This is a genomic window from Kitasatospora sp. NPDC001660, from assembly GCF_053596725.1.
In genome coordinates, this window is the sequence record NZ_JBSFGU010000097.1 from 1 (window position 1) to 10,394 (window position 10,394).

General features: G+C 64.4%; 8 protein-coding genes and 1 pseudogene. 3 read left to right on the forward strand and 6 right to left on the reverse strand.

All coding sequences use genetic code 11. From position 1 onward, the window contains the following. On the forward strand, positions 1-1,211 hold a 1,211-nt coding region (locus tag ACWCXH_RS38930), incomplete at its 5' end, for a hypothetical protein (protein ID WP_449806251.1). A gap of 817 nt (positions 1,212-2,028) precedes the next feature. Here ACWCXH_RS38930 and ACWCXH_RS38935 read toward each other — a convergent pair. From ACWCXH_RS38935 to ACWCXH_RS38960, 6 genes and pseudogenes are all read right to left on the reverse strand, one after another. Then, positions 2,029-2,388, reverse strand: a complete 360-nt coding sequence (locus tag ACWCXH_RS38935) for a hypothetical protein (protein WP_449806252.1) — start codon at positions 2,386-2,388, stop codon at positions 2,029-2,031. 63 nt (positions 2,389-2,451) lie between these two features. After that, positions 2,452-3,285, reverse strand: coding sequence for an SAM-dependent methyltransferase (locus ACWCXH_RS38940; protein ID WP_449806253.1), 834 nt, complete (start codon positions 3,283-3,285; stop codon positions 2,452-2,454). A 9-nt stretch (positions 3,286-3,294) separates the two neighbouring features. Beyond that, entirely contained in the window at positions 3,295-3,522 is a 228-nt protein-coding gene (locus tag ACWCXH_RS38945) for a hypothetical protein (protein ID WP_449806254.1), read from the reverse strand. 1,509 nt (positions 3,523-5,031) lie between these two features. Beyond that, positions 5,032-5,265 (reverse strand): annotated as a pseudogene (locus ACWCXH_RS38950) (transposase); the annotation flags it as partial. A 935-nt stretch (positions 5,266-6,200) separates the two neighbouring features. Next, on the reverse strand, positions 6,201-6,779 hold the full coding sequence (locus ACWCXH_RS38955) for a hypothetical protein (protein WP_449806255.1): 579 nt from the start codon (positions 6,777-6,779) through the stop codon (positions 6,201-6,203). Between the two features lie 688 nt (positions 6,780-7,467). Next, positions 7,468-8,589: a tetratricopeptide repeat protein gene (locus ACWCXH_RS38960; protein ID WP_449806256.1), complete on the reverse strand. Its 1,122-nt coding sequence runs from the start codon at positions 8,587-8,589 to the stop codon at positions 7,468-7,470. Positions 8,590-8,770: 181 nt separating this feature from the next. Here ACWCXH_RS38960 and ACWCXH_RS38965 point away from each other — a divergent pair, with 181 nt between their 5' ends. Together ACWCXH_RS38965 and ACWCXH_RS38970 are read left to right on the forward strand one after the other, a co-directional pair. Then, positions 8,771-8,974, forward strand: coding sequence for a hypothetical protein (locus tag ACWCXH_RS38965; protein ID WP_449806257.1), 204 nt, complete (start codon positions 8,771-8,773; stop codon positions 8,972-8,974). A 56-nt stretch (positions 8,975-9,030) separates the two neighbouring features. Beyond that, entirely contained in the window at positions 9,031-10,269 is a 1,239-nt protein-coding gene (locus ACWCXH_RS38970) for an IS256 family transposase (RefSeq protein WP_449806258.1), read from the forward strand. Positions 10,270-10,394: the final 125 nt, after the last annotated feature.

Sequence of the window (10,394 nt, forward strand, 5' to 3'; positions counted from 1 at the left end):
TGAACGAGCGGCGAGGGCGTGGCTTCTTCTTCCCCATGCTCTCCATGATGGACATCATCCTTACCGGGGCCGAAGCCCCTGATCAGGGGTGTCCGCCAAAGCGAATCAAGCCCACGACTCCGCCGCCGTTCGACCCCAAGAAACAGCCGGATCCCCTCACGCAACAGGGCTGCCTTGCCGACCTGCCCTCCGAGTCGGTTTACGTGCAGGACCGCTTCAACGCCTGCTCCTCGCACGACCTGTACATCGGGGAGAAGACCAACGGCGTGCTCCAGGGACTGGGCGTCTTCAGGTACACGGTGATCGGCAGCGCCGGCTTCGGGGACACAGCGGATCGCATCCTCACCTTCCAGAACCTCGTGGACGACATCCGCGTCGAGGGCGAGTTCAATCCTGCCGTCGTCCTGGATGGTGCCGTCTTCTGCACGGCCGCCGTCGGGAAGGGCGAATGCCACTCCCGCAACAGCTTCCACACCTCCGTCTTCGAGCAGTGGCGTCTCACCGGCGGGGAATCCTGGTCGTTCAATGTCGATGTCCCGCCCGGTGGCGGCGTCGGCCGCGACGATGTGATCAAGGAATACCTGTCGCCGGGGTTCAACATCACGTTTCCTCCCGGCTACGACTCCGACCACCGCCCGATCGGTCTCCTGCCGTTCCTTGTCCGCTGGGACAACGCCTCCTACGTCAAGCAAGGCGACAGCATTGACGGAGCAGCGATCTTCGATGACATCGCACCCCTGACGTACAACTTCAGCTACCAGGGGACCGACCAGGCCACCGCCCATATCTACGACGCCTTGGCCTACCCCAACAACACAGTCCCCAGCGACCCGTGGGGCAAGAAGATCATTCCCGGGTTCAAGGACAACCCGCTGCACCGCCTGTACAAGAACTACTCCCCGCCCGACAGCGAGACCCGGTACAACGCCAACCGGACAACCGCGACTGCACAGTGCGGTCCTCGGCACGGCAAAGAATGCGACGAATTCCCGATGGCCTCCACGTACGAGGGAGCAGCCAAGGCGGACTACGAACTCGGGGCCGATCCGTGGGCATACTCGGCCCGCCTCATCGACAGAGACGACAACCAAAAGGCCGGACGCATCGCTCAGGACTTCTACGCCTGGTACCGCGTCCTGGACCCCGGCTTCGACAGCGCCGGCCACCCCCGGGGCTACATCGACTCCTTCTACATCCAGATCCTGCCGTAGCTTCAGTGCCGGGCCGCCGCATGCCGCTTTGATGGACACCCGTGGTGCGGCGGTCAGGCCGCAGAGCAGGCTCCCCTGCCGGACGGAACGCCTGGCAGGGGGGCCTGCTCCCCGGCGATCGCGTCGGAGTAGGCAGCGATGTCCATGCAGAACTGCTGCAGTTCGGCGCTGGGTTTGGTGTGGTGGTCCTGGTCGAATACCTCTGCTAGCCACCGGTTCTTGTCTCGGGCAGGCACACTGGGCACCCACGATTCCAGCTCGCCGACCGGGACCAGGAACAGCCCACTGAGGCGCAGTGTTCGATGATGCGCCGTGTTGCGGCGTACGACGGTGTTCCGGAGAGCCCTGGGGTCCGCACTCGGGGCCGTGATCGGCGGCATAGGCGGCGGAGTAGGCGCGTACATCGGTGCTTCGATCGGAGCGGCCGTAGCCAGGAGCGTGAGAAAGAAGCTGGCGGTGTAGCCCCTGCCCAGGCAGCAAGCGAGACAAGGCGCCGGGCACCGAGGCGGCGCGGACGGGCGAGGCGGCGGTACAGCGGACCAGAAACCGGGAGGCACTCCTCGATCTTCCAGCGGCAGCCCTGCGATGCGGACGAGCTCCACGCGGGGGAAGGCCCCGATCCTCAGGAGAAGTTCCCACATGCTGGTTGCTGCATCGATCACATGGGCACACTGCCCGGGACGCTGTGACTACATGCGGCGCGGTCATCCGCTGGTGGGACAGGGCGGCGAAGACCGCCCCGCACCCGCTCTCACCCGGCTACACTCCCCACTCCCAGGCCGTTGAACAGCGGAAATGGAGAAGTCCGGCTGGAGTACTAGGTGATCTCCCAATGGATATTCCCAAGAAATGTAGGGGTATTGGGATCAAGAATATTTCCTCCCCCGGTTGCGCCTATTTCGGGGAGTCCGCCTTGCGGGCTGATGAAATCCTGCAAGTCGAGCACTAGGCGCGCATCTGAAGAAGGTCCATCAAAAATAAACGCCACCTCCTGCCCGGGCCTGCCGTCCCAGTCAAATTCGCCTCCCGATGACGGGATGAATGCGGAAGCTCCGCGCCAGTATCCTCTTAGTTGAGTTGCACCCGGGGGAATGGCTGAGATATTCATATTGATAAACTGAAAGGCGTTCGGGTCCCCCGCGTCCGTTAATTTGACGTCTACGTTGTAGCTGGACACTTTCGACTCACTCTTGATGGCTTTATATTCATGTCGGATTCTCGTGGCACTATTTGAGAATTGCTATGCTACCCCGGTTCCGCGTCTTCTGGTGCCTTCTGCGTCAAGCCCGAGTCGCTTGAGCATGACTGGATCTGGAGATTTGAATACGGCTGGCGGAATATAGAGCGTAGTTATCGGACATACGTTTGCCTGAGGCAGGTCGCTCAGGGCGATCTTATCTATCCTTGGAGGGTAAATTGGCAGTATGGATGCTTCATAGATGGTTGCAGTGTGGTCTCGCCCGTAATGCCGCATAAGATGGTCGGCAAGGGTTGCCAGTGCGCGTGGATCGTAGCCATTGGGTCGATATGTGAGATCCCCAAGCACCCCTATTTGCCATAGAATCACCTGGCTTGACGTGTCAAACTCTCGAGAGTTGACCAAAAAGTCTGTGGCCTCGAAGCTCTGTATGCCGGGAATGCCTGGGTCGATTCCCAGATCAGCGAACAAGCAATCCTCGGCGGATACCCCGGGCAGCATGCGGGCGGGGATCCCCTCTGCGCGCGCCTTTCGAATGGCCAGGTGGCTTGGTGTTGCAAATACGCCGGGGTGCCCGTATAGGGCCACGCATACATTGAGGCCTGTGCGGGCATTCGCTAGAATGTGATTCGCCATATCCTCATAGGATATTGATCGGTCCTGGCCGTCGCGATAGAATTTGGCAAGTGATTCACAATCGGAGTTGAGTGATTTTAGGTACTCCTCCGTGATGCTGTCGGCAACCAGATGGAGAAGTTTATCGGCCTGGCGCATAACATTGAGTGCTTCGATCGTAACTTGCCCTCCTGCCTGTATGCCAGTCCCAACGACAGTAACCGATCCACTGGAGGGTCTAGGCTCAATGTTATGCGCCATTGCTAACTCCTAGATGGAGAGGGTGATGCTTATTGTGATGGGCGTCTTTTTGTCTTCTCCTGTAGCCTCTTGGACTGCCGCAAGAATCCCATCCTTTCCATCAAGAAGGGCTTTCTTGTTTTCTGCGCTGAGGTTTGATGCATTGATGTACGATTCGGGGTTTTCCTTGAAAGCCTGGGCTTGCTGTGGGTTTTCTGAGAGGCTGACAAGGAAGTTTGCGAGTTCAGTCCCAGCCATAATTGCCCTCCTGTGTCTTTGGGTGTTGCCTAAGATTCCGAATCGGGTAGCGCTGGCAATCTCTCGACTAGCGAGCGCCTGGGTCCGGCGATGTCCCCTGAACCAGAATGTGTCAAGGTCGTCCCCTGCGCCACTCGTACACGGCTGAGCTGAGAATCTCGCTACTTCGCGCCGTCCGGCAGGTGCGCTGGCGCCATCCGACATGCGGCGGCACTCGGAGCCTGGATCAGCGACGAGGCCGGGTTCGCGATCACGCCGCCGCGCGCCCGCACCTGGGGGCCAGCGCGGAACACAGGTCGTGTCCCGCCGCGTGGTGTAGCCGATCTTGTTTGAGATCTTCACAGGTGCTCGGCTGCAGAGCGGCCGAACGGCGCGCTTGGGCCGAAGCCCACAGCGACCTACAAGCAACACGCGGAAGCCATCGAGAGTACTGTCGATGAAGGCGATCAGGCTGGCAGGGAGCTCGTACAAGCCGCCAATATGCTGAGAGAAGGTCCCGCGTTGCACCGGCGTCACTACAAATTCGAGCTGACTGGGCTCTACGGGGCCTTGATCATATTGGCGTTATTGCCGTTGGCATCCTGAAGCCGGAGTGTGTAGTAGGGCTCTATGTTCGTTGGCTGAGTAACATACCACGTGTATGACCGAGAGCTCAATGAGGAGTCCACTTCGCTAATCGTGGGCTGAAGAGTGAGGACGTCACCGCTCACACCGAAGGTCCCGACTTCATTCTTCCCGTTGAGCATATAAGAGTAAGATCCGTCCTGATCGAATGTGTAGGACCAAGCCGCACCAATGGCTTTGTCCTGCTCGCTCCAAGTACCGACCAGTTCCTGCGGGACCTCTGCAGGTGCGAGCGCGCGCGGCACGTGGCCAGAGGGGCGTTGAGCCAGGCCTATAGCTGCAACCGGTGATGACACAGGTTCGGCATTGCCTGGTTGGAAGCCGATAGCTCCGAATGTGAGGACCCCGCAGAGGACGGGAAGGGGAGCGAAGTGGGCGACTAAGCGCGCGCGTTGGGAAGTACCCATGATGACCTTCTTGGAGATCGAATCGCAATCACCATGGCATGGCCGAAGAGCTGCGCATGGGCGCTCAAAGGTCAGCCATCACGGGAGCAAGGAAATGCAGATCCACTGGCGCAAATCCGGCTCCTCGAAGTTTGACTAGTCGCTTCCAAAACAGCAGGTCAAAGGCTTCTTCTTTCATCACTCTCACCCGGACGAGAGGCCATGTCAAGTTGGGCGCGATGCCCTTCGGCCTGCGATTATGATGCGCCGGTCCTCGCAGAACAGGTACGGCTTCAGGCGATCGTTAGGATAGGCGCGGACGGTGTTCGTCGAGTACGCCTGCACCAGGGCCGTTTTAAAGCCCTGGTGAGAACGTGAGTCCGTAGGTCACGGCGACGCGGGAATCCAGGCTGGGCCGTCACGAACGCAACGAAGCTCCGGTTGAACGGGGTGACCTTCCCAAGTCGCCCTGAACCGCCGGAGATGCTCCTATCGTCTGTCAAGCGGCCTGTGCGAGGTCGATTCTGGGGATGTCTGCGCAGGTCAGGGCCCTGAAAACCTCGCGGGCTACGTAGCGCTTGAGGCAGCGGATGATGTCCTTCTTCTGGAGTCCCTGAGCGGTGCGGCGGGCGATGTAGTCGCGGGTGCGCGGGTCGTGCCGCATCCGGACGACGACGATGCGGTAGAGGGCGGCGTTGGCGGACCGGTTGCCGCCACGGTTGAGACGGTGGCGATCCCGCCTGTGAGTGTGTGGGGTGGTGTCAGCGGGATGGGCGGCAGCGGGCTGGTTGAGGGCGGGGGATTGCTGAGCTGGGCTTTTCGTGATCGAGATCGTGGATCTCGCCGCGGCTGCCGCCCGGTTCAGGGAGCGGCGGGGCGCCGAGTGGCAACGCGAGCGGATCCGCGCCCTGCTGCGTACGGCCGGGATGGCGGAGGCGGAGCTCACCACGGGCAAGCTGCGGATGCCCCCGTACAGCGAGATCGTGCGCGACGCCGGCGAGCGGGCGAACATCGGTAACGCCGTGCTGCTGTGGAGCCTCTGCAGCTTGCTCGCGCACGGGGACCTCTTCGGCACCAAAGTCATGCTGGAAAGCGAACTCGTGGCCGGCCCGCTGCGCCCGCACCCACCGGCCGAGCTGCTCGCCCTCGAACCCTGTCTCCACCGGCAGCTGCGCCCAGTCGACCCGGCCGTCCGACTCCAGCCACCACTGCCGGGCCACCGAGTACGAGCGTTGCCAGGTGATCGGCCAGGCCGGGCACCACCACGGGTCGATCTCCTCCAGCGCCGCCCTGCGCTCCGGGGCCAGTGCCCCAGGCTCGCCCTCGGGCCCAGTCGCCCACCCGGACCAGCGGTGCCGGGGCGGACAGCCGGTTGGCGACCAGCATTTCGATCACCTGGCCGTGGGTGAGGTGTGCGACCTCGCGGATCGGGCACCCAGCTCGTCGACGATCCCGGCCACGTCCAGCCGGCGCAGAAACTCGGCAGAGGCAGGCAGAGCGCCCAGACGCCTCTCCACCACGGGTGTCAACTCCACGGCGAAGCGCGGACGGTGGACCCGTGAGCGACGTGAACGAGATATCGGCACGTCAGGTTCAACGACCGGCACCCCTCCGGGATACCGGTCGCATCACCACATCATCCGAACTCGTTATGTGCGAAGTGCGGGGCTAGCAGACCTTCACGAACCAGACCGGTCCCCAGTCCGCGTACGCGTCGAACGAGGCCCACGGAGAGTTCTGGTTCGCCGGCGGCGTGCTGTAGACCAGGTTCTTGGTCTTGCCGTACATCCGGGCCACGGTGCCCGTCGACTGGTGGTTGAACCAGGAGCCGCCGCTGTTCCAGCCGTTCGGGATCTCCCAGTAGACGCCGCAGCTGGAGTGCTTCCAGATGGTTCCCTGGAACTCCGCCGACTGCCACCCGCAGAACCAGGTGTACGGGCACTCGCTCCAATCCGCCGGTGCCCTGGTGGTGACCAGGTCGCGGGCGTACTTCTCGCCCGGCACGACGACCAGCAACTGGCTCCCGTCCGGCCGCACGATCTGGTTGGCGGACACCTGCGTGCCGCCCTGCGCGAGGTAGTGATCGACGTCCCGCTGCAGCTGCGCCGCCTGCGCCCCGGTCAGGCCGGCATGCAGCGTCTGCGCCGCCCACTTCGCGGCGGCCGGCTCGGTGCCCGCCGTCGCGGCGGTGGCGCGGTGCGAGACGCCGGCCGCCGCGACGAGCGCCAGCAGGAGTGCGGTGAGCACGACGAGGATCCGCCTCGCCGCTCCGCGCGACCCGCTGGATAACCGATGGTTCGGCATGTGGGGTTCCTGCCTTTCCCCGTTCGGCGGCCGCTCACGGCCGCAGCAATACCATGAGCATGCCCACCGTTCGAGTCCGCCAGTCATCGAATGCCCGGGACAGGTGCAAATGCGCCACCGGAGCTCGCGATCTCGCCCCTACGGCGTGACCGCGTACAACTCCAGCGACCAGAGCGATTACGGCTTGGTCCACGATTGCTGATGGGTGCAGTTCCTTTGAAGGGAAGGGTTGGGGGATGCTGCTCGTTGAAAAGCAGCCGCTCTCTGCTCGGAGGTGACCCCTTCCGTGAGCGGGCGGCCCCGGCCAGCGGGCAGACTGGAGGCCACACAAGGAGGACGCATACATTTCGATGAGCCGATGTACCAGTTCCGGTGCCATGTCACGCGGCAGGAAGGCCCCCCGGACTGGAACCCGTACCTTCAGGCCCGCAACTCCGTTTGTGGTGACCTCAGGGCAGACGGTCAGCGCACCCGCCAGCTGCTGGGGAATTACGTGAACACAGCCCCTGGGGAATTACGCCGTCGTCGACAACCCGGACGACGCGGCCGCCAGCAGTCCCTGCAGTCACCGAGCTGCGGGCCCTGCCTCGGGCGCCGCCCGCTTGCGCCTGGTTCGGCCGGGGACACCAGACTAATTGTCGGTGAGGGCGGCCAAGAGCTGGCGGGCTCGGATGGTGCCGTGGTGGTCATGGCCGAAGTGGGTGCGCCAGGCGTCGTGGGTGGCGTGCAGGAGTTCGACTGCTTCATCGTTGCGGTGCAGATCCGCAAGGGCGGTTCCGAGCACGGTGGCGGCTTCCAGCGCGCGATGGTGAGCGGGGCCGAGGCGGCGCTCGCACTGGCTGAGGCACCGCCGGGCCTCGTGTTCGGCGTCAGCGGGCCGGCTCGATGCGAGCAGCGCCGCGCTCCTCGCCAGAAGTATCGCGCTCCGATCGTGCGTCAGTGCGCTGGCGCCCGGAGTCCGGTCGAAGGTCTCCTGCGCCTTGTCGACGGCGGCGAGCGCTTCCTGGGCCCGGCCCTGACCGGTCAGCGCCCGGGCCGTGCCGAGGTGCAGCACCATCAGGAACCTGCCCAGGCGTTGCCGGTGTGCCTCCTCGAGCACCGGGAGCAGCGCCTGTTCGGCCTGCTCGTAGTGGCCGTGGAGTGAGAGGCTGAAGGCCAGGCCGTTGGTGGCGGCCAGCGGCAGCATGATCCGGTGGATGTCGTCAGTGCCGCTGGCGGCGGTCTTCACGGCGTCTGCTTCCGCGACGACTTCCTCGTGCAGGCCGAGGTAGGCCAGGTGCTGGAGGCGGTCGCTGCGGCTCTTGAGGACGAGCTGGTGATCGGAGGAGGTGATGCGGGCGTGTGCTGCGGCGGTGGCGGCCAGGAGGTCGGCGGCTTCCTGGTGGCGGCCCATGTCACCGAGGACCAAGGCCAGTACGTCTTGTCCGTCGCGCCCCTCGAACCTGCCCGGAACCGGCTGGGCGGCGATTGCGGACCTGGCCTCGCTCTCCGCTTCCTGCAGACGGCCCTGCATGCGGAGCGCCTGGGCCAGAAGGGTGCGTGCAGAGCCGACCAGCGAGCCCGCCCCGTCCGCAGCGGCCTCCAGGACAGCGCGTAGCTCCCGCTCAGCGTCCACCCAGCGCAACTGCTTGTACAGGTACTCAGCCGCCTCCAGCTGACGGTTCAACCGCCGACGCTCCCACCAACCCACCGCTTGTTTCCTCTCCCAGGGCAAACGACGACGAGCATAGGGCCCGACCACTGCGGCGGGCATGGGCAGGTGCCGCGCTCGACTGGTGAGCTCGCATGTTCTGGTGTCGCGTATTCGCGGCTGAGCCCAGTTGAGGTTCACGGTGGGTGATCTGCGCAGCCTCACACCTCAGCGGCACCCGGCTGTCTGCGGTGATTGCGATGATGAGCGGCGGCAAGTCTCATGTGTCTCTTGAGGAGCGGTTATGGCGTTCAAGACCGAAGCCGATTCCGAAGTCGTCGAACGGGACGAGTGGTCCTATTCGCCAGCTGTCGGCGTCGGACCGCTCCGGTTCGGCATGACAGTCGACGAAGTGGTCGGCGGCCGGGTTGCGTCCAGGGAAGTGGTGTACGGGTTCCACCCGATCCGGGGGTTTCGTCCCGGGAGCGGGTGTCGCTCGAGAACGTAAGACGGCCACCGGCTGATTCTTCGAGAACGACCAAGCTCTTGAAGGAGATCCGCACGATGACCGCACCCGACAGTCTGCCCTTCGCCGCCCTGTTGGAGGAGAACCTGGCCTCGGCGAGTCCGGACTTGTTGCGCTCGATGGTGAAGACCTTCGCTGAGGCGATGATGTCCGCCGACGTCGACCGGGCCTGCGGCGGCGAGTACGGCCGCCCGGGCGAGGACCGCGTCAACTCCCGCAATGGCTATCGGCATCGGGACTGGGACACGAGGGTCGGCACGATCGACCTGGCGATCCCGCGTGTCCGCTCCGGCTCGTACTTCCCCGGCTGGCTGCTGGAGCGCCGGCGCCGCTCCGAGCAGGCCCTGATCAGTGTGGTTGCCACCTGCTACCTGCTCGGTGTGTCCACCCGCCGGGTCGAGAAGCTTGCCGAAAGCCTCGGCGTCACCCAGCTGTCCAAGTCCCAAGTCAGCGAGATGGCCCGGCACTTGGACGATCGGGTCGCCGAGTTCCGCAACCGGCCCCTCGACCAGGGCCCCTACATCTTCGTCTGGGTCGACGCGCTCACCCAGAAGGTCCGCGAGGGCGGCCGGGTGGTCAACGTCCACGCCCTGGTCGCGGTCGGCGTCAACGCCGACGGGCACCGCGAGATCCTCGGCATCGACATCGCCGCAAGCGAGGACGGGGCCGGCTGGACCGCGTTCCTGCGGTCCTTGGTCGCCCGCGGGCTGGCGGGGGTGGAGCTCGTCGTCTCCGACGCCCACGCCGGCCTCGTGGACGCGATCGGCGGCGTGCTGCCCGGAGCCTCCTGGCAGAGATGTCGTACCCACTACGCGAGGAACCTGCTGTCCCAGGCCCCGAAGTCCGCGCAGCCCTGGGTCGCCACCCTGTTGCGGACGGTCTTCGAGCAGCCGGACGCCGCCTCTGTCCGCGCCCAGATGGCCAAGGCCATCGCCGCCCTGGACGAGAAGTTCCCCAGGGCCGCCGAACACCTGGAGGCGGCCCTGGAGGACCTGCTCGCCTTCACCGCCTACCCGAGGGAGGTCTGGAAGCAGATCTGGTCCAACAACCCGCAGGAGCGGCTGAACAAGGAGATCCGCCGCCGGACCGACGTGGTCGGCATCTTCCCCGACCGCTCCGCCGTCATCCGGCTGGTCGGCGCGGTGCTGGCCGAGCAGAGCGACGAGTGGGCCGAACAGCGCCGCTACATGGGACCCGAGATCCTCGGCCGCTGCCGCGTTCACCTCATCGAGGGAGAAACGGCCAGTGACCTAACCCCAACTTCCCTCACCGCATAGCCTGTTAACGAATCACCGAGTGGCCGTCGATACACCTCCTAATGAGGTTGTCAAGCTGCGGCAGTGACAGAAAGGTTGCTTCGGTAGCACTTTCCGTCACGAATGAGAGCCCACAGGACGTTCAC

What these genes read in the sequence shown, in the direction of transcription:
- ACWCXH_RS38970 (WP_449806258.1), top strand. Translation starts at nt 9,031, where the DNA reads ATGACCGCACCCGACAGTCTGCCCTTCGCCGCCCTGTTGGAGGAGAAC.
- ACWCXH_RS38965 (WP_449806257.1), top strand. Translation starts at nt 8,771, where the DNA reads ATGGCGTTCAAGACCGAAGCCGATTCCGAAGTCGTCGAACGGGACGAG.
- ACWCXH_RS38960 (WP_449806256.1), bottom strand. Translation starts at nt 8,589, where the DNA reads ATGCCCGCCGCAGTGGTCGGGCCCTATGCTCGTCGTCGTTTGCCCTGG.
- ACWCXH_RS38945 (WP_449806254.1), bottom strand. Translation starts at nt 3,522, where the DNA reads ATGGCTGGGACTGAACTCGCAAACTTCCTTGTCAGCCTCTCAGAAAAC.
- ACWCXH_RS38940 (WP_449806253.1), bottom strand. Translation starts at nt 3,285, where the DNA reads ATGGCGCATAACATTGAGCCTAGACCCTCCAGTGGATCGGTTACTGTC.